This is a genomic window from Okibacterium endophyticum, assembly GCF_054780075.1.
This window is the reverse complement of the sequence record NZ_BAAGXA010000002.1, coordinates 16,879-40,413: the sequence shown is the minus strand read 5'-3', so window position 1 is coordinate 40,413 and position 23,535 is coordinate 16,879. Positions and strand designations below refer to the sequence as shown.

Below are 23,535 nucleotides of genomic sequence, written 5' to 3'. Positions count from 1 at the left end.
TATGCGCGGAGTATTCCGCGGTCTCCCTGTCACCGACAGGGCAGCGGCGATCAGCGGCGGCGAAGACGCGTGAGGATGCCGCGCACCGGACCCAGCGCTTCGGCGAGTTCGGGGGAACGCATCGCGGCCAGCATCAGAAGGTAGAGAACCGAGACGACGACACCGCCGATCATCAGCGTCGCCAGAGCCGTGGAGATGGAGGCGATCGCCCAGCCGCCCGTGTAGCCGCCGAGTGCCCAGACGACAGTCGCTCCGACGACCGTCGCCGGCACGGCGGCCGCCGAGTACCTGACGAGGCTGCGCGCCGTGCGGGCGACCGCGAGCCCGTTGAGCCTGCGTCTGAGCAGAATGGCGGCCGTGCACATCTGAACGACGATCGACACGGTCATCGACAGTGCCAGGCCGACGCCGATCCACTCGCGCGGCAGCAGAAGGCAGCCGAACGCGAGTGCTGAATAGACGATGACCTGCACCAGGGTGAAGAAGAACGGTGTTCGAGTGTCGCTGAGCGCATAGAACGTGCGCTGCAGAACGAAGAGCACGCAGAACGGAACAAGTCCGAGAACGAACCCGATGATGACGAGACCGAGGGCTGTCACATCGGAGAGATCCGATGAGGTGAACAGTCGCGCGAAAGGAATGGCGACGACGATGAGCACGGCCGCGGCGAGCACGATCAGAAGCGAGATCTGGCTGATGGCCCTCGAGACGTCGTGCTTGAGCTCGGAATCGCGCTTCTCGCGCACGTGCTCCGACAGCCGGGTGAAGTATGCGGTGGCGATCGAGACGGTGATCACCGAGTGCGGCAACATAAAGATCAGCCAGGCGTTCTGCAGTGCGAACACGGCGGCGTCTCCCGATGCGGCTGATGCGACGTTCGACTGCACGATGCCCGCGCCCGTGGTCAAGAGGATCATCGCGAAAGACCAGCCGGCGAGCTTGCCGGTCTCGCGCAGGCCGACACCCTTCCACGCGAAGTCGGGACGGAAACGCAGATTGATCCTGCGCCAGAAGAAGAACAGCACAACAGCCTGAGCGGCCACTCCCACGGTGGCGCTCCCCGCGAGGAGAACAACCATGTCTGGCGACCAGTCCGAGATCAGGCGCTCACCGCCCTGGTCCGTGCCGAACAGGGCGATGAAAACGCCGAGGCCGATCATGGCGACGACGTTGTTGACAACGGGCGCCCAGGTGAACGGGCCGAAGAGCTTGTGCGCGTTGAGGATCTCGCCGAGCACCGAATACAGCCCGTAGAAGAAGATCTGAGGAAGACACCAGTAGGCGAACCCCGTCGCGAGCGCGTGCTGCTCGGGGCTGAACTTGGAGGCATAGAGCGAGACGAGCGCCGGTGCGAGAAGTGTTGCGGCGACCGTCGCGACGAGCAGCACAACGAGTGTGATCGTGATGAGCTTGTTGATGTAGGCGTGTCCGCGGTCGGCGTGCAGCGTCGCCTGCACGATCTGCGGAACGAAGATCGCACCGAGCACACCGCCCGCGATGATGACGTAGACGGTGTTCGGAAGCTGGTTGGCGACGGCGAACGCGTCACCGCTCAGCCCGATGCTGCCGATCGTGGCCGCGAGCAGCACGGCTTTGACGAACCCGAGAAGGCGAGAGACGATGGTGCCAGAGGCGAGGAACGCGCTCGCGCGCCCGATGGACGGGTTCGGTGTCGGCTCACTCATCTGATCGGTCCTGCACGGCGCCGGTACGGGCATCCGTCTTCTCACCGGCATCCGCTGCGCCATCGGCTTGCGTCGCCGCACTGTTCCGTTGCGATCGACGCTTCATGATCGTGCGCACGAGGCCGCCGATGAAGAGCAGGCCCACGGCCGCGCCGAGCACGGTGATGCCGATGGTCTCCCAGTCGGCGCGCACATCGACGGGGATGAAGGCGGTCTGCCCGATGACAACGCCCTCTTCGCTGTGCAGCTGAATGCGCAGAGTCACTTCGCCATTGCCGATGCGTGCCTCGACGGGAATACGGATGGTCTCGTGCGAGAGGGCGGGAATCTCTTCTGCGACGGACGAATCGATGTCGAGACGCGGGTTGCTGGGGTGGGCGTTGAGCACAACGGTCACCGGCTGGTCCAGATCGTTGTGCACGGACACCGGGATCTCGGTCTGCATGCTGATCATGTTGATCGGTGTGGTCGCGACCACACCGACGGAGCCGAGAAGCGCTGTGGTCTGCTGACCGTGGGTGGCCACCGCCGCGAGCCAGGCGTCCTGATCCGCCTGCCATCCCACGCCGAGAAGCGACATCAGCTCTGCCCGCTCCCTGCCTGTGACCAGTGCGGGATCGTTGGCGACGGTGGCGAACGCTGCGACCTCTGGCTCACGCTCCATCAGCTGACCGATGGTCGTGACCCGTGTGTCGTCGACCGGGTGATCGACGACCGAGGCGGGAGCGGCCGACCCCGACATGTCTGCTCTGAGAGACGTCTGCGAGACGCCCGGGAGTGTGTTGAGCGCGGCGAGCGCGTCGCCGATGAGTGCCTCCGTTCCCGTCCACCCGCGGTCGACGGCGAGCAGAATCGGCTCATCGTCGTCGACGCCGGTGACGGCGAGCTGCGCGGCGAGCTCGGCGATCGCCGCCGCCTGTTCATCGTCGTTCTCGGCCTTCACGGCTCGGTCGAGGGCGTCTGAGCCGTTTGCGTGGGCGACGAGCATGGCAGCATCGCCGGCCGCTGCCCACGCTGAGGACTCGCCTTCACCGAACTCCACGTTGCGCGAAGAGACGATGGTGGTTGTGGCTCCGGATGCCGCGAGCACGGGAAGGTCCGCCGCCGTGAGTGTGTCTGCTCCCGGCCAGACGATGCCCGTGTACGTGTAGTCCCAGCCGAGGAGCTCTGCGAGCGTCGGCACCTGGTCTTCCGGCGCGGGGGTCACGGTCGGCGACGGTGTTCCGGTGCCGGTCGGTGTCGGCTCGGCCTCGTCCGTCTGCCCACCAGAGGGTTCGCCGCCGGACTCGCCGGTCGGGTCGGTTCCCGGTGTGCCTGTTCCCGGGTCCTCCGGCGCCTCGGTGTTCGGGGTGACGCCGTCTTCCCCGGGCAGCTCGCCCTCTGTCTGGCTGAAGTTCGCCGGATCGAGCGCCCAGCTGAACGAGGTGGGGGCGAGAAGAGTCGCGACGCCGGCCTGGGACTGCGCGGTCACGTCTGCATCGCCGTACTGCAGCGCGAAGGTCTCGTTCGCCGCACTGTCGAGCCGTTCGAGCCAGGCGACGGCCGACTCGGGCGCCGAGGTTCCGAGGGCTCGGATAGACACGATGATCATCGGGTCTATTCCGATGACCACCGCCCTGTTGGCAACCGCGTCGAGCTGCCTGGTGAGCAACCCGTTCACGCCGGTATAGAGCTCGAGGGTCTCGGCGTCGATGAGGCCAGTGGATGCCGGGGGCACCGTCATCGGCATGACCACTGTCACCTGGCGGGTGGGAACGCCCTCGGCAGGTGTGACGACGACAGTCGATCGCGCGTCTGCGCTGGTGTCACCCGCTGTGTATAGGGCGCCCACCGGATAGGCGGCGTACTCCTGGCCGATCTCGAGTGTTCCCGGCGTCACCGGCAGCGGGGTGGACGTGTAGCTCGACCCGGCGTTGATCTCGGGGACGGGGACCGTGAGGACCTCGTTGCCCGCGGCATCCGCTTCACCGTTGAGCCAGGCGCTGAGCTCCTCCGGTGAGTCCAACGCGACGTCATCGGTGCTGATGACCACCGAGCCCGCCTCGAGGCGCTTGTCGGTGCCGTTCTCGACCGAGATGTCGAACGTCATGGCGCCGTCCGGCGTGATCGTGGGTGCTGACGGCGTGACCTCGACCGTCACGGTGCCGCTGTCGTCGTCGGGCGCGGTGACAGACGGTGTCGCGACCGCGGCGCCTGTTCCCAGGGACGCCAAGCCCAACGCAGAGGCGATCGCCGCGCGCAACAGGATCTGGAGTCGGTTCGTGATCATAGGCGGAGGGCCAAGCGCCTCGCGCTCGGCATAGCTCCTGATTCTAGGGTCACAAGATATGAACCGCCTGTCGGCCTCGCCCAATACCCGTCGTTCAGGCCGGCGGACAGTCGTCAGCGGATGCCGATCGTGCCGATCAGACGCCAGATGGTGGTCGTCAGCTCTGGGTGCGCAAGGGCGATCTCGCGGAGCAGTTCGTAGTCCAGCTTCTCAGTGCTCTCGCGGTGGTGTTCTGCATCTGCCCTGTCGCTGCGGCCGGCGTGCCTGGCCATCGTGTACTCGGCGGTGAGGCCGCGGGCGTCGAGGGCGTCTGCGTGCAGTTCGGCCACAACCAGTTCATCGACGGTGGGGAGTTCGCACAGAAAGACGTAGGGGTCTTCTCCCGCGCGGCAGCGGTGCTCGATGAGCACATCGAGTTCGTCGCGTGCGTCGCGGCGCATCAGAGCGAGGCCTTCTGCAGATGGTGTCATGGGCTCTCCTCACGCGTCGTTCCCCGGTGGTGGGGCAGGCCTCGCCGCGGTCGCCGCAAGACCGTTTAAGCGTACGCCCGCGCAGGGCAGCACTGCCCCTGCCGTGCGCACAGGCCAGATCAACGCGGATGAACGCGGCTGCTCTGTCGGTGACATGGGATGATGGAACATGGCTGCATCCGGGCTCGCGGACGACGCACTGCGGCGATTCGCCGATCGTCTGCGGCATGACCGTCGTGAGCTCGAGCGTCAGCGTGAGCACATAGCGGATTCCCTCAGACAGGTGCGCGCCGCTCGTGACGGAGAACACGACGACGAGCACGACCCCGAAGGGCCGACCGTTGCCGCCGAATGGTCGCGGGCCACGGGTCTGCAGGCAGGCGCTGAGGCAGCGCTTCGCTCGTTCGACGCCGCACTCGCTCGCATCGACGCCGGAGTCTTCGGGGTGTGCGTCGAGTGCGGAGAACCGATCGGTGAAGCACGCCTCGACGCCTGGCCCTCTGCGGAACGCTGCATCGCCTGCGCGCGCATCGCCGAGGCATCCGCCCGCCGCCGCCGGTAGCCTTGGCGCATGAGGTTCGACCAGGTGGCCGTCTGTTACATCATGCGCGAGGCCCATGACGGCGGGACCGAGGTGCTGCTGGGCGAGAAGAAGAAGGGTCTGGGAATCGGCAAGCTCGTCGGCCCCGGCGGAAAGCTCGAACCGGGCGAGACCCCCGAACAGGCGATCGTGCGCGAGGTGCGCGAGGAGTCTGGACTGCTGGTCCAAGAACACGATCTGGTGAGGCTCGGGCGCATTCACTACGAGTTTCCGCACCGCGAGGAGTGGACCCAGTCGTCGTGGGTGTTCTCGGCGAGGGTGTTCAGCGGGCAGATCGTGGAATCAGACGAGCTGCTTCTGCGCTGGCACCCGGTGCCCGCGATTCCGCTCGAGCGGATGTGGGACGACGCGAAGTATTGGCTTCCGGCCGCTCTGGGCGGCGAGTACTGCGAGCGACGTTTTGTGTTCGGTGACGATCTGTCGACGGTCGTCGCCGGTGATCTCGTGTGAGCTGTGTGACCCCGCTCGCTTTTCGCTCTCTCTGGACCTTTTCACCCGGCACAGCGGGTGATGTCGTCCGTGCAGGATGACATCGTGCCGGAAGATGGTCTGGTGACCCCTGTGAACGAGCCGACGCTCATCAACAGGCTGCGCGATGACCTCGTGGCGGCCGACTTCAGCGTCTCAGCGCTCTCGAGCCTGTGGGGCGAGAGCGCGGATGCCGCCCTGCACCGCGGCGCACGCGTTCCGGCGCTGCGGGCGCTCGCCTCGCACAGGTCTGCCGAGCACGGCGGGAACGGTGCGCGCGCACGCGCGGCGACTCTGGCCGAACTCTTCATTCTGGGTCAGCCCGTCGATGCGGACAGGGTGGGACTGGCGTTCAGGAGACTGACCACGGCGGGTGCGGTCGACGTCGGCCTTCTCGCGCCAGACGGAGCGCAGATGCGGCCGCTTCTCGACCTGCGTCCATACAGCTTCGTCGACGCGAGTGGTGCGGGCAGCTGGTGGATCGCCTCTGACCTCGGTGAACTCGTGCTCGGGCGTGCGCTCGACGAAGACCACGTTCTCGGTGTCGGCGGCGCAACCATGACGCTGGCCGGCCTGATGATGCAGAACCCCGTTGCGTCCGTGCTCGACCTGGGCACCGGATGCGGCATCCAGGCGATGCATGCCTCGAGGCACGCAGAGCGTGTGGTCGCGACGGACACGTCGCAGCGCGCTCTCGACATCGCCGCCTTCAATGCGGCACTGAACGGCATCCACACCATCGAGTTCAGGCGGGGGTCGCTCTTCGATCCGGTCGCGGGCGAACTGTTCGACCAGGTCGTGACGAACCCGCCTTTTGTGATCACCCCGCGGGTCGACGGTGTTCCCGCCTATGAGTACCGCGACGGCGGAATGGTGGGCGACGGAATCGTCGAGGCCGTTGTGCGCGGTGCTTCCCGGCACCTGACCCCCGGCGGCGTCGCGCAGATGCTCGGGAACTGGGAGTACCACACGGGCGAGCACGGCCTCGATCGTGTGCGGTCGTGGATCGGCCCGCTCGACGCCTGGGCGGTGGAGCGTGAGGTGCAGGACCCCGCCGAATACGCCGAGACCTGGATCCGCGACGGAGGAACCCGTTCAGGCACCCCCGAGTTCGATCACCTCTATAATGCCTGGCTCGACGACTTCGCTGCCCGCGACGTGCAACAGGTGGGCTTCGGCTACCTGACCCTGCGGATGCCGTCGGCGGGCTCGCAGGAGCTGCGGCGTTTCGAGCGCGTCGGCAGCATACCGGGCGTCCGGGGAGTTCACCCTGACAGCGGACTCGGCGGGCACATCGGGGCCTGCCTGGCGGCTCACGACCGGCAGGCATCCCTCACCGATGAGCAGCTTGCCGCCCAGAGACTCGTCACGGCCGCCGATGTGACAGAGGAACGGCACTATTGGCCAGGTGCGGAAGACCCCACGGCGATGTCGCTTCGCCAGGGCTCCGGGTTCGGCAGGAGCGTTCCGCTCGATACCGCACTGGCTGCACTCGTCGGCGCGTGTGACGGTGAACTCGCCCTGGGGGCGATTCTCGGTGCGCTCGCCGAGTTGCTCGCGGTTGACGAGGCTGCGCTCCGTGCAGACCTGCTGCCACGGGTGCGTGAGCTCATCGACGACGGGTTCCTGCTGATTCCTGCGTGAGTCCGTCTGGGGCTCGGCAGCCGAAGCTCGAAGCTGGTGATGTGGAGGGAAGCCCGCCGATCCGCCGGCTGATCGGCCGCCTGAAGGGCCGATCAGCGCTTCGAGGCCCGTGCTGTGCTGCGCCTCGCGACGAGGTAGAGCACCACACCGACAGCGACCATGGCGAGCCCGCAGAGCCAGACCGTCGGGCTCTGTTGGGTGAGCAGCAGGATGCAGGAGCCGATGCCGAGAACGGGAACGAACGTCCACACTCTGAAATGATCATGCTCGACGGTTTCTCGCCGAAGCACGAGCACCGCCGTGTTGACGCTGATGAACACGAAGAGCAGCAGAAGCACAACCGTCTCGGCGAGCACGGCGATGTCACCGATGAGGGTGAGCGCCATCGCCATTCCGGTGGTCGTCGCGATCGCCACCCAGGGTGTTCTGCGGTTCGGAAGCACCCGGCTCAGCACGGGTGGCAGCAGCCGCTGCTCCGCCATTCCGTAGGTGACACGGCTCGACATGATCATCGTGAGCAGGGCGCCGTTCGCCACCGCGACGAGGGCGAAGAGGCTGAACGCCCAGCCCGGAACCGCGACCCCTGTCGCCCCGACGACGGCGAGAAGAGGCCCGGTGGAGTCGGCCAGGTCGTCCGCCGGCAGCGCGATGGCGCTGGCGAGCCCCACCAGGATGTAGACAACCCCGGCGGTGGCGAGCGCGCCGAACAGCGCCCGCGGATACACCCTGCTGGGATGGCGGATCTCTTCGGCCATGTTGGCCGAGGTCTCGAACCCGACGAAGGAGTAGTACGCGATGATGGCCGCGCTGAGGGTCGCCATCGCCGGCACGGAGCCCTCTGGGAACTCGGTGATCCGTGACAGGTCTCCTCTTCCGCCGCCCATCATCACGGCCACGGCCACGATCACGATGACGAGCCCAGAGAGCTCGATCACCGTCATCACCAGGTTGCTGCGCATCGATTCCCGGATGCCGCGTGCGTTGAGGCATCCGATCAGGGCCAGAAAGGCGATGGCGACCGGGATCTGCGGAACATCGATCAACGCACCGAGATAGTCGCCGGCGAAGGCGAGAGACAGGCCCGCTGCGCTGGTGACGCCTGCGGCCAGCATGCTGAAACCGACGAGGAACGAGATGACAGGCGGCTTGAAGGCGCGTTCCGCATAGACGGCGGCTCCGCCCGCCCTCGGGTACTTGGTGACGAGCTCGGCATACGATCCCGCTGTCAGCAGGGCGAGCAGGAGCGCCAGCACAAGAGGAGCCCAGATGGCTCCGCCGACGTCTGCGGCAAGAGCGCCGGTGAGCGCATAGATACCCGCCCCGAGCACGTCTCCGAGAATGAAGAGGAACAGCAGCGGCCCGGTGATCGCCCGCCTCAGTTTGGTATCGCTCTTCGCTTCGACCGGATGCCGTTTGCCGCGTTTCGGCCGTCTGGACGACGCCGCGCCTGCGGTATCGTCGCCCGTTGCCCCGTCCATCGTGTCGTTGCCCGCGGTTGTGTCGGATGTCATTGATCGACACTATGGCGGTCCTCGCCGCGTGCCACGGGGTTGACAGTGCGCCCGCTCTACGCAAGGCGCCTGTGCCAGGGTACCCTCGCGAGAGTGAGGCTGTGGTCTGTGCATCCGAGGTACTTCGACCGCCAGGCACTGACCGCGTGCTGGCGCGAGGCGTTGCTCGCGCAGGCGGTGATCGATGACCTGAGCCGTGGGTACAGCAGGCATCCCCAGCTCGAACGATTCAGGGCGCAGCCGGAACCCGCGGCCGCAGTCGGCGCATTCCTCGGCGGCATCCTGGCTGAAGCGGACGCCAGGGGCTACAGTTTCGCAGGCGGCAAGATTCGCGTGCCGGGTGAAAACGCACCGACCATCGCCGTGACCGACGGGCAGCTCGACTACGAGTGGGCACTGTTGTCGGAACGGATGGCCGTTCGCAGCCCGCGCGTCGCCGAGCGATGGACACACGTGAGGCTCCCAGCGCCCCATCCCCTGTTCCACGTGGTGCCCGGACCCGTGGAACGCTGGGAGCGGCGCGGGCTCAGCGAGCACCGCCTTCGGCCAGATAGGCCAGTCGCTTGAGGGACTCGGTGTTGCGGTAGTGGATGCCGACCTGGCGGACGACAGACGGAACGAACCGCCCGGGGCCGCGAGAGGCGTCCTCAGCCATGCGGACGACACACTCGTCGCCCTCGCCCCTGGGTTTCACGTCGATGCTGATCGTCGCTTCTCCGAGCGGCCACCCGCGGGCCCTGAACCTCACGTGACGAGGCGGGTCCCACTCCAGCACCGATGTGGAGTCGTTGATCAGCAGTGGCCACGTGCCGATCGAGTGGAAGATGCGCGACCCGGGTGCAGGCCAGGCGTCGTCGACATCACGGATGCGAGAGGCGCCGACCACCCAACTCGGATAGAGCCATCCGCTCGCAAGCACGGCGAAGACGTCGTCGGGGGTCGCGGCAATCGCGCGGTAGGTGACAGACATGGAGACCTTTCGCTGTGATCAATGCGGTGCAGACGCATCTGAGGACGCCGCCGGTCGCGGTGAGAGATCCGGGTGCCGGGTGATTCCGAACTCGTGCCGAAGGGCGGACAACGCCGCTCGCCATCCGCCGAAGCCGTGAACGCCCGGCCCAGGCGGTGTCGATGACGAGCACAGGTACAGACCACGCAGAGGGGTGCGCCACGGGTCCGCTGAGAACACCGGCCTGGCGACGAGCTGCGGCAGCGAGATGTCTCCGGCCGCGATGTCACCGCCGACGTAGTTCGGGTTGTAGTTCTCGAGATCAACGGCCGAGCGCGATGACGACGCCAGGATCACGTCTCTGAACCCGGGAGCGAACCGCTCGATCTGGGCGGTGACGGCCTCTGTGAGGTCTCGGGCCGAGTCGCGCGGAACGTGTGTGTACGCCCACAGCGTGTGCCGGCCTGCCGGTGCCCTGCTCGGATCGAACCCGCTCGGCTGCGAGACCAGCACATAGGGGTTCTGCGGATGCCTGCCACGTGCGACCTCGTGTTCGGCCCGCGCGATGTCGGCCCGGGTTCCGCCGAGATGCAGGGTTCCGGCCCCGTGCAGATCCGGGTTCTGCCAGGGCACGGGACCAGACAGCGCGAAGTCGACCTTGGCAACCGCGTGACCGAATCGAAAGCGCGAGAGCTGGTGTGTGTAGCGCTCGGGCAGACGATTGCCGGCGAGCTTCTGCATGCCCCTGGCGCTCGTGTCGAGGATGACCGCCCTGGCCGGCGGGAGTTCGCGCAGGGCGACAACGTCGTGACCCGTGATGATCTCGGCGCCGTGGGCGACGGCATCCGCGGCCATCGCGTCGACGATCGACTGGCTGCCGCCGACGGGGATCGGCCAGCCGCCCGCGTGCGCGAAGGTCGCGAGCACCAGCCCGGCGGCCGTGGGCGCGATGCTCGGAAGCGGGCGGATCGAGTGGGCGAGAACCCCTGTGAGAAGCGCGGGCGCGGCTTCGGTGTTCCACCTGGTGTTCCAGAGCGGACCACCCTGCTCGAGCACACGCAGGCCGAACCGGGCGAGGGTGAGCGGATGCCGCGGCAGGCTGAGCAGAGACCGCGAGATGGTGTCGGACAGCTCGTGTGCGTGGGTGACCAGCGGGGCGAAGAACGAGCGCCATGCCTCTTTGTCTGAACCGAGGCCGTCGGCCGTCCGCTCGAGGTCTCGCCACGCCAGGCCGGCTTCGCCACGGTCGAGGGGTTGGGCATAGGCGAGATCCGGGTTGGCGAACTCGATCCGGTCTGTGAGGCCGAACCGGATGAAGAACTCAGAGAAGTAGGCCATCGGGTGAACGGCAGAGCACACGTCGTGCCTGAAACCCGGAAGGGTGAGCTCGTCCGTGCGGGCACCGCCCCCGATCGTGGTGGAGCGTTCGTAGACGCGCACCGACAGCCCGGCTCGAGCAAGGGTGACGGCGGCGGCGAGCCCGTTCGGCCCGGCGCCGACCACTATCGCGTCGAGTTCGCTCATCTGGGGCCAGTATGCCACCGAGGCAGCGAGCGCACACCGGCGACGGCTGCGTGATTCATGGGCTGGCGAGCTCCGGTTCGTCGAGTGAGCCCGGTGTGTCCTTCGATTCATACGGCTCCGCCGGATTCGGTTCCCGGTGTTCGATCTCGAGCACACTGATGCTCACACCCCGCGTCAGGAGCAGGGAGCACTCATTCATGCGGCCTTCGCCGTGGTTCACGCTCAACCAGTACGGCTCGCCTGATTGCAGTGCGTCGGAGATCTCGTCGCGCACGTCGCCGGCCGAACGATTGCCTATGGAATATTCGACGCCCCCATAAACCACCTGGATACGGGACTGCGGTCTCACGTGGTCACCTCTTCGTCGCCATTCGTGGGTGAGCCCACGGGCTCGGGGATGATGTAGAGGCCGCCGGGCGAATTGGCCAGCGTGGTCAATGCGTCGATCCAGGCCCGGTTGATGGCGGGCATCCGACTGCCGAAATACTTGTAGCGCAGGGGAATGCTGTCTTTCAGCCAGATCACGTTCCTGCCGTCGCCGATGGCGGGATCGTCCTTCCAGCTGAAGTAGAAGGACTCGCCGCGGCGCAGCTTCGCCCCGATCACGATCTGCAGGTGAGCGAGTATACGATCATCCAGGTCGACGGCCAGCGTCGAATCATAGATCAGCTTGCCCATGAAACCTCCCGTGCTCAGGTGACGCAACGGGCGCTTTCCGCTGCCGCGTGACCGGTGTCGCCCTGATGCCGCCAGCGTTCTTCGTTGTGTATACGTGCAAAGTTCCTCCTTTGTGAGAGAGGTGTCAAGCCGGTACCGGTCACGCCGCGATCCGTATAGGGTCGCGGCATGAAGCACATCACCTATGCTGACAAATCGGTGCTTGTGGGCGACGAAGCGGCCGACCTCCTTTTGGAGTTCGCCGCTCTTGTCGCCAAGTCGGCCACGGGTGAAACAGTGAAGCTGCGCGCGTATGACACCCTCGGCGAAGAGGTCGAAGCCACGTTCCTGCTCGACAGCGGCGCGTCGATGATGGCCGAGTCCACGACCTCGCTGTTGCCTGAGCCAGACAACGACGATGCAGTTGCACATATGCGCGAGCGGATGCAACTGATCACCTCTCCCCCGGAGGCACGGCCGGAGCACGAGCCATACGAGGGCTATGGCGAGGAGTTCGAGGGCTACTGAACTCCGTGCCCCATTCATGCTCCCGTGGTGAGTCGTACACGCAACGTTCGGAATTCTCTGGTCGAATATCTGTTTAACAACGTGGTATGACTTCAACCGCCAACCCGAATGGACGGACTGTGACCCTCCGAACGGCCGAGTACCCGAGGCCGGACCATTTTCTTCTGCACATCAGCGACACACACCTCCTCGGAGGGGGACGTCGCCTCTACAACAGCGTCGACAGCGCGCACCACCTGCGCCAGCTCTTCGACGAGGTCGAGGCATCCGGCGGGCGACCGGAGGCGATCGTCTTCACGGGCGACCTGGCCGACAAGGGGGAGCCGGAGGCATACGACGTGCTGAGGCGCATCGTCGAGCCGACCGCGGAACGGCTGGGCGCTCAGGTGGTGTGGGTGATGGGCAACCACGACAACCGCGCCGCGCTCAAGGCCGGACTGCTCGACGAGTTTCCGAGCATGCGCCCGCTCGACCGGGTCTACGACGTCAACGGACTGCGGGTGATCACCCTCGATTCGACGGTTCCGGGGCATCACCACGGTGAGATCGCGGGTGCGCAACTGGACTGGCTCGCCGAGGAGCTCTCCATACGGGCGCCTCACGGAACTCTGCTCGCCATGCATCACCCGCCTGTGCCGAGTGTGCTCGACCTGGCCGTCAGCGTCGAGCTGCGCGACCAGTCCGCGCTCGCCGAGGTGCTCGAGGGAAGCGACGTTCGCAGCATCCTCGCCGGCCACCTGCACTACTCGTCGACGGCGACGTTCGCGGGCATCCCCGTCTCTGTCGCCTCAGCCACCTGCTACACACAGGACCTCTCCGTGCCGGTGGGCGGCACCCGCGGCCGCGACGGGGCGAGGGCATACAACCTTGTGCACGTCTACGGCAACACGGTGTTGCACTCGGTTGTGCCGCTGGGCGCGCACATGGCCCTCGACTACGTCGATCCGGATGAGAGCGCCAGGCGGCTTGCCTCTGTGGGCGTCAGGATCGCGGACGCGGAGAACGGCCCCGTCGACTCAGAGCCGCTGCTGACTCCGGATGACGCCGAGACACGAGAGATTCCGGTGCTGCGCTAGCCGCGCGCTGGTCTCGTATCTTCGATGGAAGCTCAATGGCGCTGGATCCTGATCACGGCGATCGCCCCGGTGGCCTGGGGCTCCAACTACTTCGTCACCAGAGAGTTCCTTCCCGCGGATGCGCCGCTCTGGGGCACAGTCCTGCGCGCCCTGCCGGCCGGTGTCATCCTGCTGCTTCTCGCACGCCGCCTGCCTCGTGGGCGATGGTGGTGGCGGTCGATGGTGCTTGGCACGCTCAACGTCGGGGCATTCTTCATCCTCATCTACATCGCCTCTCAGTTGCTTCCGTCGAGCGTCGCCTCCACGATCATGGCCACCTCTGCTGTTGCGCTGATGCTGCTCGCGTGGCCGATGCTCCACGAGCGGCCTGCGCTGGGGGGCATCGCCGGGGCCACGATCGGCTTCGCCGGTGTGTGCGTGTTGGTGTTCGAGGGCGGCGGGGCAATCGAGCCGTGGGGCGTTGCGGCCTCGTTCACGGCGATGCTTATGTCTTCGGCCGGCTTCGTGCTGACCAAGCGCTGGGCGTCGACTGACTCGACGATAGCCGTCACGTCGTGGCAGCTCGTTGGCGGCGGTGTGGTGATAGTGCCTTTCGCGTTCCTCGTCGAGGGCGCACCGCCCCCGCTCGACGTGCCCGCGCTGGTCGGGTTCGCCTATGTCACGGTCGTTGCCACTGCCGTGGCGTTCGTCGCCTGGTTCGCAGGGTTGCGTCACCTGAACGCAGGGACCGTCGGTCTCATCGGGCTGCTCAACCCGATCACCGGCGTTCTGCTCGGCACCGTGCTCGCCGCTGAGCCGTTCGGCCCGCGCCAGGTGGTTGGCACGCTTCTCATCCTCACGGGAGTACTGATCGGCCAGCGCAGCTCGTCGCGCGCGCGACATGTCGTCCCCGTCGAGTCACCATCGTCTCCGGAGGTCAGGCGATGGAGTCATCGGTAGATCTCGCGCGGTGACCCGCTGAGAGAGAGCGCGAGAGCGAGAACGAGCAGACGATCGTCTTCGATGTCGTAGATCACCCGGTGGTCGCCCACTCGGATCCGCCACGCACCGTCGCTGTTCACCAAATCGATCGAAGATGGTCAACCGCGTCCGGCGATCTCGATCCCGCCGGCCGGCCTCGGCCGAGCGGCGCTCATCGGCCGCTTACAGCAGAAACCGACGCTGTAAGCGCTCTGCAAGTGATGCGTAAGTGCCGGGCGACACCATAGACGCATCACCCATCCGTCACCGGTCCACGAGACCGAGCAAGGAGTCATCATGAACACCAGAATCGCAGAGCGAGGCGGATCCGACTGGGCCATCGAGGCCCACGGGCTGGTCAAGGTCTTCGGCGACAACCGCGCCGTCGACGGTGTCGACCTCAGCGTGCGGTCCGGCACCGTCTACGGCGTGCTCGGCCCGAACGGCGCAGGCAAGACCACCACCATCAGCATGCTCGCCACTCTGCTGCGCCCCGATGGCGGCAGCGCCCGGGTCTTCGGCCACGACATCGTCACAGAGGCGCAGATCGTGCGCCAGCTGATCGGGGTGACCGCGCAGTTCGCATCCGTCGACGAGAAACTCAGCGCAACGGAGAACCTCATCATCTTCGCCAGACTGCTCGGCCTCGGCCGCGCCGAAGCCAGAAAGAAGGCGGCGGATCTGCTTGAGGAGTTCAACCTCACACAGGCCGCCACGCGCCCGCTCGCCAAGTTCTCTGGTGGTATGCGTCGTCGGCTCGACCTTGCGGCCAGCCTGATCGCGCAGCCGCCGCTCATCTTTCTCGACGAGCCGACAACAGGACTCGACCCGCGCACGCGCAGCCAGATGTGGGACACCGTGCGCCGGCTCGTCGCCAGCGGATCAACAGTGCTCCTGACCACCCAGATGCTCGACGAGGCCGATCAGCTCGCCGACCGCATAGCCGTGATCGACACGGGGCGCGTTGTCGCCGAGGGGACTGCAGACGAGCTGAAGGCATCCGTCGGCACGTCGTCGCTGCAACTGCGCCTCGAAGACACCAACGACACCCATGACGCGTTGCGAGCCATCCAGTCCGTGCTCGGTGCGCAGGGCACCGTCTCGCCGGAGGCCGCGCGCATCACGGCGCCCATGGCGGATGCAGACCGCGTCACCGACCTGCTGATCACGCTTCGCGAGGCCGGCATCCACCTGACCGAGATGAGTGTGCAGAAGCCCACGCTCGACGAGGTCTTTCTCACCATCACCGGCCACGGCGTCGAAGACGAGAAGTCCTCTGACGCAGACGCCGACCCCCACGAGACCGAAAGGGTCAGCGCATGAGCACCACCACCATGACACCGGGCAAAACACCGGGAACCATCACCCCGGGCGCCGAGCGCCAGCTCAAGAACCACACCGGTCTCGCCCAGACCGTGCGCAACTCGTTCACCATGGCCTACCGCGGCCTGCTCAAGATCAGGCGCACACCTGAGCAGCTCGTCGACGTGACCGTGCAGCCCATCCTGTTCACCCTGATGTTCACCTACCTGTTCGGCGGGGCCATCGCCGGAAACGTGCAGAGCTACCTGCCCCTTCTGATTCCGGGCATCCTGGTTCAGACAGTCATCACGACCTCGGTGGTCACGGGCGTCCAGTTGCGCGAAGACATGGACAAGGGTGTGTTCGACCGGTTCAAATCGCTTCCGATCGCACGCATCTCACCACTGGCCGGCGCGCTGCTGGCCGACACGATTCGTTATGCGATCGCCACGACGCTCACGTTCGTGATGGGCTACATCATGGGCTACCGGCCCGGCGGCGGCTTCTGGTCGGTTGTGCTCGCCGCACTGCTCGTCATTGCGTGCTCGTGGGCCATCAGCTGGATCTTCGCGTTCTTCGGCGTGATCGCGCGCAGCGCCTCGAGTGTGCAGGGCATCTCGATGATCATCCTGTTCCCGCTCACGTTCCTGTCGAACGCGTTTGTGCCGGTGGACTCGCTGCCCGGATGGCTGCAAGGGTTTGTGAACGTCAACCCGATCTCGCACCTGGTGACGGCAGTTCGCGACCTCGCCAACAGCGGAATGGTCGGCATGGATGCGGTTATCTCGCTGATCGGCTCGGCAGTGATCGTCGCCGTGTTCGCGCCGCTCACCGTGCGGGCGTACATGCGAAAGGCGTAGAGACCCGGGCGAGGCCGTGCGAGCAAGCGTGTCGAGACCGTTGTGCACGGTCTCGGCACGCTCGTGTCCCGTGAGGCGCAGCTCAGCGGCATCCACGAATCGGATCAGCCTATGACGGCCGTGCGACCGTCTGCCTCACCCGCCTGTCTCTCAGCAACTCGATGGCGTGCTCGGTGCGTTCGTCCATCGTGAGCGTCTCAGCCCGAGCACATGCCGCAGCGATATCGGCATGAGGATGCGTGGCGGCGATCTCCGTCCGTGCGCGCTCCCAGTTCAACGACGGCAGGTCCTCGCGACCGCTGAGCGCGTGCGAGAGCGCCAGCAGTTCGATGCCGATCGTGTGATCCGCGTCGGTTGCATCAACACGATCCGGTGCCAGGAGCCAGAGTGCGAGACCGAGCACGGCAGAGCCGAGCACCGGCCGATCCGAGTACTGAGAGCGCATGCGGTGCGAGACGAGAATCTGGGTGCGCAGTCTGCGCGCCTCGTCCCGCGTCTCTTGATCGTTCGTTGCGCCGGCTCGCACAGAGACGACGATGAACGCGGAGGCCACGGACAGCGACCACGGTGCAGCCCGCCGCTCGACCTCGCGGAACACATCCCGTCCCCGCGTATACAGCCGACGGGCGTCATCGAGATCTTCGGCGGCGGCGGCGATCTCTGCCAGGCCCGCGAAGGCGATCGACCGCAGGTCGGCGTAGTCGAATCCGGCCGATTCGGCATCTGCCGCCGCCAGTCGTTCGAGGGTCGGCCGTGCGAGCTCGGGATGCCCGGACGAGATCTCGTTCAGGGCCACCAACCAGTCGAGCTGACGCAGGTCGTCGTCGGACTCGAGCGCACGCAAGGGCGGTTCGGCCGCGCGCGCCCACTCGAGTGCCTCGAGCGGCCGAGCGCGCTGGCTGTTCAGCTGGGCGAGTGTCTGCGCGGCCATCGCTGTGAGCCAGGAGTCGCCAGAGAGCCTGGCGTTATCGTACGCAACCCGCGCGAAGTTCTCCGCACTGTCGATCTCGCCGGTGTTCTCGAAGAACTGCGCGGTCATCACGTTGGCGAATCCGGCGACGAGCGCGTTGTCCGAGGCTCGGTGCTCGGCCAGCACCTGCTGTGCCTTCGCCATGTCGTTGAGACTCAGCATCAGGTGAACAAGCATGCCGAGTGGAAGGTCTTCGAACTCGTGTCCGCGCGCGAGCCGTTTCGTTCGCACGAGCGCTCTCAGCCCCTGCTGAGTATTGCCGGCGAACGATGCTCCGGCGATCACGGTCCAGGTGGCGAGAGCAGCCTCGGTGTGCCCGGCATCGGGCTCATAGCCGGTGAGAGCTTCTGACACCGATCCGGCGAACGACACGACCTCGCTGTGCGCGCCGCGAATGGACCAGTGAAACGCCAGCGCGACGAAGACAACGACGATGACGTCGCCCTGCCGGTCATCCACCGCGGACCGCAGCACCGCGACGAGATTGTCCTGCTCCTCGGCGACGCGCGCGAACGTGGGAACCTGCTCGGCACCGTAGGTCCTGCGCCAGGCCTCCAGGGCGAACGCGGATGCCCACCGGTACATCGCCTCGGTCACCTGTGCGTCTTCGCCCGCCTCGGTCAGAGCCATCTCGCCGAACTCGCGCACGGTCTCGAGCATGCGGTAGCGCACCGAACCGGTCCGCGACGAATCGGTGACAGAGACCAGCGATTGGTTCACAAGCGATTCCAGATCATCGTCGCGATCGCTCGCGTCGCTCGGCGTCACCGCGTTGTCTGCGGCGATGACGCGTGCAGCTTCTGCGCTGAACCCGTCTGGGAATCGCGAGAGCCGGCGGAGCATCCGCTGTTCGGACGCGTTGAGAAGGTTCCAGCTCCAGTCGATGACGGCCAGAAGCGTTCGATGACGCTCAGGGGCTGTGCGGTCGCGGCCGGTCAGCAGGGCGAAACGATTGCCGAGGCGTCGCTCGATCTCGTCGACAGACATCGAACGTATGCGGGCCGCGGCCAGCTCGATAGCCAGCGGCAGGCCGTCGAGCCGTTGGCACAGGCGCGCGACGGTGTCGAGCGGAAGCGATGCGGAAGGCCGCGCGGCCCTCGCCCGATCGATGAACAGGGCGATCGCGGGCGGCAGCGCGCCCGCGGCATCGGCGCTCGAGAGCGGGTCGAGAGGATACACGTGTTCCGCCGCGATCTGCAGCGGGGCGCGACTGGTGGCCAGAACGCGCACCGAGGCGACGGAGTCGAGGATGTCGGCGACCCACACGGCGACGGCTTCGACGATGTGCTCACAGTTGTCCATGACCAGCAGGGTCTGCTGCTCGGCCAGCGTGGAGAGGATGCGGCTGCGCACATCCCGCCGTGCGCCGCTGTCGGCCAGCATCAGCCGGGTGCTCGCCGCCTCGCCCACGCCGAGCGTCGACGCGAGCGCGAGCGGCACATCGTCACCGCTGCGCACACTGGCCAGCTCGACGACGACAACGGATGGTGTGCTCTCGGCGACGCGTCGCGCGACCTCGTGCGCGAGACGCGTTTTGCCGAGTCCGCCCACGCCGAGGATGGTCGTCAGCCGCGACTGTGCGAGCAGGTCCGTGACGGCGGCGACGTCCGCGTCGCGTCCGACCAGCTCGTTCGGCGAAGCCCGCAATCCGATGCGCACGCGTTTCGGTTCGGCTGGTGGCTCGTCGCCCTCTCGGAGCAGCTCGGCATTGAAGCTCACGAGCCGGGCAGACGGGCTGGTGCCGAGTTCATCGCGCAGTCGGGCGCGGAACTCGGCGAAGACCCGCACCGCATCATTGCGACGGCCCTCCGCCGCGAGGGCGCGCATCCGCAAGAGCTGAAGGTGCTCGTCGAGGGCGGATGCCGCCAGCAGCGGCTCCAGATCGGTCAGCGCCCCAGCGGGGTCACCCTGCTCGAGGCGGGCGACAGCGCGGATGTGCAGCAGGTCGTCGCGCAGGCGCGAGGCGATCCGCGCGAGCGTTCCGGCTAGGTCGCCGTCGCCGAGGTCGGCTCCTGGATCACCCCGCCAGAGGTCGAGCGCCTCGGATGCCTCATCTTCTGCGAGGGTGTGCTCGCCGCCGTCCAGTGCTCGCTGAGCTCGATCGCGGTGAGCCTGCGCGCGTCCGAGATCGCACTGCTCGCCCGAGATGGCGAGGCGATATCCGTTGCTGGCAGAGGCGATCAGGCCGGGGGCGCTGGTTGCGCGCAGTCGCGACACCAACGTCTGCAACGCGGCCTTCTCGTTGCGTGGCGGAGCATCCGTCCACAGATCGTCGATCAGTCCCGCAACGGAGAGCTGCGTTCGCGGTGCGAGTGCGAGAGCGAGAGCGACGATCAGTCTGCGAGCCATGGCGCCAGGCGGTTCGACCAGCGTGCCTCGCGCGCCCTCGATCAACACGGGGCCGAGAACCGCCGCACGCACGCGCTGATCGGGTGAGGGTGTCACGTGGTCGATCCTACTGACCCTCGTCTCAGGCGCCCGCGGCGTTCTCCGCCACCTGATGCAGCTCATCTGCCGAGAGCGGAACACCCGGCTGCGACGCCTGCCGCGCTTCTTTCTCCCATGGAGCGGCGAACGGAAAGTAGTGCTCGAGAAAGTCGGTGACCGCTCGTGTGCGTTCCTCGATCGAGATCTCGGGCTTCGAGCCGTCGTTCAGGCAGAACATGTCTTGATCGCGCTTTTTGAGCAGGCGTCTCATCTTCTCGGGCGCGTTGCGCAGCGTGGTCTCGATGTAGGTGACCTTGGCCTGTGGCTGCACAACGGCGCGACCGGTGACGAGACCGTAGTAGTGATAGAGCGAGTTCGTCACCGAGATGTCTGTAGCCGATCGGAATCGTGCCGCGGCTGTTCGTGCGAACTCTTCGCTGAACTCCCGTTCGAGCTCCCGCATCACGCTCACCCGAAGAGGAGCCGCGCAGTGCTCGAGGTGGCGGGTGGTGACTTTGCCGAAGCGTTCACGCAGAAGGGCCCGGTTGACGCGTGCCGCGTTCTCGAAGCCCGAGCGCTGTGGATTGTTCTCGCCGAGCCCGATTCTGGTGGGCGCCTCGACGAACTTCGTGATGCCCCCGGGCGAGAAGAAGAGCTCGGGGCGCACCGGCCGGCCGAAGAACATGTCGTCATTGGAATACAAGAAGTGCTCGGCCAGGCCGGGGATGTTGTGCAACTGGCTCTCGACGGCGTGCGAGTTATGCGTGGGCAGCACACTCGTGTCGGCGAAGTGCTCGTGGCTTCGCACGAGAGTGACACGTGGATGCTCCGCAAGCCAGTGCGGCGCCGGTGAATCGGTGGCGATGAAGATGCGTCTGATCCAGGGCGCGAACATATAGATGCTCCGCAGTGCATATTTGAGTTCGTCTATCTGCCTGAACCGGGCTTCGGAGTCGTCGCCCTCCCCCACCACATAGCTCTGCATGCGCTTGGCCCGTGCGCGCTGGAACTCTTCACTCGATCCGTCGACCCACGAGAAGACCATGTCGATCTCGAAACTGACGTCGCTCGCGAGCTCGACGAACATGTTCTCCAGGGTCGGCCAGGAGCGTCCGTACAGTTCGACGGTGTCTGCCGTCGCCTCCGAGCGCGGCAGGTGCCGCCTCGTCAAAGCGTTGGGCCGCGGTGCGATGATCGTGTCGTCGCCGAACTGCCACAGTTCGAGCTGCGGCGCTGTCTCAGGCCCGTAGCGCAGGCGGCCGATCGGCTCGATGCGCGGTCGGTAGAGCCGGAACACAGACGCTTTGCGAGTGTGCGAGAGCACACCGTCACCGAGCAGAACGGGAGCACCGTCGCGTTTGAGGGACTTCTTCTCGAGGGTCTGACTGTAGAACGGCTCGTCGGCGAAGGCCTCCGCAAGAGCCTCAGCGAGCCGTTTGCGGTCGCGTCGGTCGACGGCGATCACGGGGTGATCGAAGTCGGCGCGCACAAGCAGATAGTCGATGTCGGCGTCCTCGAGCGCCTCTCGCAGTGCGAGCAGGTCTTCGACCATCGATTCCTGGGGAGTCAGGTGCCCGTTGACCAGGGCGAACTCACCCTTGCGCTGCACGATGTCAGGGCGATCGAATCGGCGCGGCCGTGTGCTCGACGACACCAGCAGAAGCTCGGGCATGGCACTGAGATGGGGATTCGGCCCGTGACGCGCCGGTTCCCGCGTGAAAGCATCCGGAGTCGGCCGCGGCGGCTGTGCAATCGCTTCATCGTCGACTCGAGGATGGGTGCGCTTGCTCGGATGCTTGGTCGTCATGCGCCCCCTCGGTGGTTGAAGAATGTGTCGTACGGCTCATTGTACGTCGAGGTTGCTGGGCTCCTGTTGTTCAGCCCCGCGCCGCCCTGTCATCCGTTCCGGACCTTTTCACCCGGCATGTCGGGCGAAAAGGTCCGGAACGGATGAAGACGCTCGTGAACCGGGAGCGAGCACTCGCCTAGAGCGAGAGCACCTGGCCGGCCTCGATGAGAAGTCGCTGCAGCTCGGGCACGTTCACCAGATGCGCATCGGTGTCACGGCGCGCGGCGAGGGCGGCGGCGATACCCGCGGCCTCGCCGAGCATCTGGTACTGCACCTCCATGCGCATCGAGGAGAACGCGACGTGTGACGCCGAGATGCACACGGGGACGATGAGGTTCACACAGTGCTCAGCCCGTGGCAGAAGAGCACTGTACGGAATCTGGTAGGGCTGCACGGGAACGGAGAGGTACCCCTCTGTCACAACCATCCCCAGTGGTCGCGGATGCTCGTAGACCCATCGCCAGGTTCGCTGAACCTCGCGGATGTCGATGTGGTACGAACCCATCGCAATGACGTCGTCGTGCGTACGGGATTCCACGAGATCGTGCTCGGTGAGCACAACGTCACCGAGCATCCGTCGTGCCTCACGCACATACAGCTGATGCGGCAGGTGGCCGGTGTCGGCGAACTCGTCTGGCGGCAGACCCCAGCGCCGCATCTCGTCTCGGATGCCCCTGGGCACAGCGTCGTCTGTGCTCAGGAACCACAGGAACCCACGGGTGTGGGACAGGTGCCTCTGCCGCAACCGCTCGCGTCGCTGGGGCGAAGCGCGCGGGTACTCCCATGCCGAGCCGTCGAGCACATTCAGCGAGAACGGGCCGAGGGAGTTTCCGTCGCACTTTCCGTTCGGCAGGTTCGGCTCGAGCCCGATCAGCTCACCGGCACGTTTCGTCACGCCGCGCTTCCCCCATTCCGAGAACAGGCGGCGTCCCAGTTCCCAATGCGACTCGTCGTAGTCGTCCGGTCGTTCGAACGGGATGCGGTCGTCTGCGGTGGTCAGGCACACCCGGTAGCCGTATGACATGACCCCGCCGTCTCCGTGCCCCACCTCGGCCATCGGCCCCGGCCTGATCTGCGGCAACAGTTCGCCCTCGTGCGCGCCCGTCGGATCGCCGACGAACGGAGAGATCCACGGCGGGATACTGTGCATGCCGGGAGCGGGCTCCTGCCGGCCGGCGAATCGTTCGCCGTAGAGGGTGCGGTCTTCGCGGCCGACCGCCGACGGCACACCTGCCTTTTCGAGCAGGTCACCCTCGTAGCAGGCATCGATCATCGTGTGGGCGCTGAACGAGCGCCCCGATGCGCTGTGCACGGTCGTGATGCGACCCGCTGCGACGTCGACGGATGCGACGCGCTCGCCGAAGAAGACCTCGACGCCGGCCGATTCGAGCCAGCCGGTGAAGATCTTCTCGGCGACGTGTGGCTCCGGACCCGCATACACACCGGGCGCGACGCGGTAGTGCCGGGCGACAGCCGATCTGAAACGCGCGGCTGCTCCTCCGAGCACACGACGGTCGCCGATGTCGGTGTAGCCGAGTCCGCCGCTCGTCATGCCGCCGACGTGGCTGCCGGGTTCCAGCAATATCACCCGGGCGCCCCGGGCGGCGGCGGCCGCAGCAGCGCAGACGCCCGCAGACGTCGCCCCATAGACCAGCACGTCTGCATCCCGTGTGCTCATCGGTGTTCTCATTCCTCGCCTCGTCGCGCGGGTTCCCGGGTGATCTCGCTCTTAACCCTATGCGTCTCCGACACTTTTGTGGGAACGTTACCATAACGGATCTCTCC

Annotated in this window: 21 protein-coding genes; 9 read left to right on the top strand and 12 right to left on the bottom strand. The window is 66.5% G+C overall.

The features are described 5' to 3' along the window. Positions 1-50: 50 nt before the first annotated feature. The 3 genes from murJ to ACYVF5_RS00470 all read right to left on the bottom strand — a co-directional run bounded on the left by murJ (position 51) and on the right by ACYVF5_RS00470 (position 4,424). Entirely contained in the window at positions 51-1,685 is a 1,635-nt protein-coding gene (gene murJ / locus ACYVF5_RS00480; RefSeq protein WP_460942201.1) for a murein biosynthesis integral membrane protein MurJ, read from the bottom strand. Further along, complete coding sequence (locus ACYVF5_RS00475; RefSeq protein ID WP_460942199.1) at positions 1,678-3,954, bottom strand: DUF6049 family protein; 2,277 nt, start codon at positions 3,952-3,954, stop codon at positions 1,678-1,680. The genes murJ and ACYVF5_RS00475 overlap by 8 nt, the downstream gene beginning before the upstream one ends. Before the next feature lie 113 nt (positions 3,955-4,067). After that, positions 4,068-4,424, bottom strand: a complete 357-nt coding sequence (locus ACYVF5_RS00470) for a hypothetical protein (protein WP_460942197.1) — start codon at positions 4,422-4,424, stop codon at positions 4,068-4,070. 169 nt (positions 4,425-4,593) lie between these two features. Between ACYVF5_RS00470 and ACYVF5_RS00465 the strand changes: the two genes are divergently transcribed. From ACYVF5_RS00465 to ACYVF5_RS00455, 3 genes are read left to right on the top strand one after another with little or no spacing between them, the layout of a single operon-like run. After that, positions 4,594-4,986, top strand: a complete 393-nt coding sequence (locus ACYVF5_RS00465) for a TraR/DksA family transcriptional regulator (protein ID WP_460942195.1) — start codon at positions 4,594-4,596, stop codon at positions 4,984-4,986. A gap of 9 nt (positions 4,987-4,995) precedes the next feature. Next, positions 4,996-5,475 (top strand): 8-oxo-dGTP diphosphatase, encoded by a 480-nt coding sequence (locus ACYVF5_RS00460; RefSeq protein WP_460942193.1) that lies wholly within the window; start codon positions 4,996-4,998, stop codon positions 5,473-5,475. Positions 5,476-5,535: 60 nt separating this feature from the next. Beyond that, positions 5,536-7,137 (top strand): DUF7059 domain-containing protein, encoded by a 1,602-nt coding sequence (locus tag ACYVF5_RS00455; protein WP_460942191.1) that lies wholly within the window; start codon positions 5,536-5,538, stop codon positions 7,135-7,137. Positions 7,138-7,229: 92 nt separating this feature from the next. Here ACYVF5_RS00455 and ACYVF5_RS00450 read toward each other — a convergent pair whose 3' ends face one another. After that, positions 7,230-8,648 carry an APC family permease gene (locus ACYVF5_RS00450; protein WP_460942189.1) on the bottom strand — a complete coding sequence of 473 codons (1,419 nt, stop codon included), beginning with the start codon at positions 8,646-8,648 and terminating at the stop codon, positions 7,230-7,232. Between the two features lie 93 nt (positions 8,649-8,741). On the opposite strand from ACYVF5_RS00450, the gene ACYVF5_RS00445 reads away from it, so the two are divergent. Next, positions 8,742-9,215 carry a pyrimidine dimer DNA glycosylase/endonuclease V gene (locus ACYVF5_RS00445; RefSeq protein ID WP_460942187.1) on the top strand — a complete coding sequence of 158 codons (474 nt, stop codon included), beginning with the start codon at positions 8,742-8,744 and terminating at the stop codon, positions 9,213-9,215. Here ACYVF5_RS00445 and ACYVF5_RS00440 read toward each other — a convergent pair. The 4 genes from ACYVF5_RS00440 to ACYVF5_RS00425 are packed head-to-tail and all read right to left on the bottom strand — an operon-like array spanning position 9,175 to position 11,799. Continuing rightward, complete coding sequence (locus tag ACYVF5_RS00440; RefSeq protein WP_460942185.1) at positions 9,175-9,618, bottom strand: SRPBCC family protein; 444 nt, start codon at positions 9,616-9,618, stop codon at positions 9,175-9,177. The two genes, ACYVF5_RS00445 and ACYVF5_RS00440, sit on opposite strands and share 41 nt — an antisense overlap. An 18-nt stretch (positions 9,619-9,636) precedes the next feature. Beyond that, positions 9,637-11,232 (bottom strand): phytoene desaturase family protein, encoded by a 1,596-nt coding sequence (locus ACYVF5_RS00435; RefSeq protein WP_460942183.1) that lies wholly within the window; start codon positions 11,230-11,232, stop codon positions 9,637-9,639. Beyond that, positions 11,177-11,470, bottom strand: coding sequence for a hypothetical protein (locus ACYVF5_RS00430; RefSeq protein WP_460942181.1), 294 nt, complete (start codon positions 11,468-11,470; stop codon positions 11,177-11,179). The genes ACYVF5_RS00435 and ACYVF5_RS00430 overlap by 56 nt, the downstream gene beginning before the upstream one ends. Continuing rightward, on the bottom strand, positions 11,467-11,799 hold the full coding sequence (locus ACYVF5_RS00425) for a DUF7882 family protein (protein ID WP_460942179.1): 333 nt from the start codon (positions 11,797-11,799) through the stop codon (positions 11,467-11,469). Before ACYVF5_RS00425 ends, ACYVF5_RS00430 begins: the two co-directional genes overlap by 4 nt. A 168-nt stretch (positions 11,800-11,967) precedes the next feature. On the opposite strand from ACYVF5_RS00425, the gene ACYVF5_RS00420 reads away from it, so the two are divergent. From ACYVF5_RS00420 to ACYVF5_RS00410, 3 genes are all read left to right on the top strand, one after another. Further along, positions 11,968-12,306, top strand: coding sequence for a hypothetical protein (locus tag ACYVF5_RS00420; RefSeq protein WP_460942177.1), 339 nt, complete (start codon positions 11,968-11,970; stop codon positions 12,304-12,306). A 119-nt stretch (positions 12,307-12,425) separates the two neighbouring features. After that, positions 12,426-13,382: a phosphodiesterase gene (locus tag ACYVF5_RS00415; RefSeq protein ID WP_460942175.1), complete on the top strand. Its 957-nt coding sequence runs from the start codon at positions 12,426-12,428 to the stop codon at positions 13,380-13,382. 24 nt (positions 13,383-13,406) lie between these two features. After that, a complete protein-coding gene (locus ACYVF5_RS00410) occupies positions 13,407-14,321 on the top strand; it encodes a DMT family transporter (protein WP_460942173.1) in 915 nt (304 codons plus the stop codon). Here ACYVF5_RS00410 and ACYVF5_RS00405 read toward each other — a convergent pair. Then, a complete protein-coding gene (locus ACYVF5_RS00405) occupies positions 14,312-14,443 on the bottom strand; it encodes a type II toxin-antitoxin system RelE family toxin (RefSeq protein WP_460942171.1) in 132 nt (43 codons plus the stop codon). The genes ACYVF5_RS00410 and ACYVF5_RS00405 overlap by 10 nt on opposite strands. A 196-nt stretch (positions 14,444-14,639) precedes the next feature. Here ACYVF5_RS00405 and ACYVF5_RS00400 point away from each other — a divergent pair, with 196 nt between their 5' ends. Together ACYVF5_RS00400 and ACYVF5_RS00395 are read left to right on the top strand one after the other, a co-directional pair. Continuing rightward, positions 14,640-15,665, top strand: a complete 1,026-nt coding sequence (locus ACYVF5_RS00400; RefSeq protein WP_460942169.1) for an ATP-binding cassette domain-containing protein — start codon at positions 14,640-14,642, stop codon at positions 15,663-15,665. After that, positions 15,662-16,504: an ABC transporter permease gene (locus ACYVF5_RS00395; protein WP_460942167.1), complete on the top strand. Its 843-nt coding sequence runs from the start codon at positions 15,662-15,664 to the stop codon at positions 16,502-16,504. The genes ACYVF5_RS00400 and ACYVF5_RS00395 overlap by 4 nt, the downstream gene beginning before the upstream one ends. 109 nt (positions 16,505-16,613) lie before the next feature. On the opposite strand, the gene ACYVF5_RS00390 is transcribed toward ACYVF5_RS00395, so the two are convergent. From ACYVF5_RS00390 to ACYVF5_RS00380, 3 genes are all read right to left on the bottom strand, one after another. Further along, positions 16,614-19,919 (bottom strand): ATP-binding protein, encoded by a 3,306-nt coding sequence (locus tag ACYVF5_RS00390; protein WP_460942165.1) that lies wholly within the window; start codon positions 19,917-19,919, stop codon positions 16,614-16,616. Positions 19,920-19,944: 25 nt separating this feature from the next. After that, positions 19,945-21,573, bottom strand: a complete 1,629-nt coding sequence (locus ACYVF5_RS00385; RefSeq protein ID WP_460942926.1) for a stealth family protein — start codon at positions 21,571-21,573, stop codon at positions 19,945-19,947. 313 nt (positions 21,574-21,886) lie between these two features. After that, positions 21,887-23,428, bottom strand: coding sequence for an FAD-dependent oxidoreductase (locus tag ACYVF5_RS00380; protein WP_460942163.1), 1,542 nt, complete (start codon positions 23,426-23,428; stop codon positions 21,887-21,889). Positions 23,429-23,535: the final 107 nt, after the last annotated feature.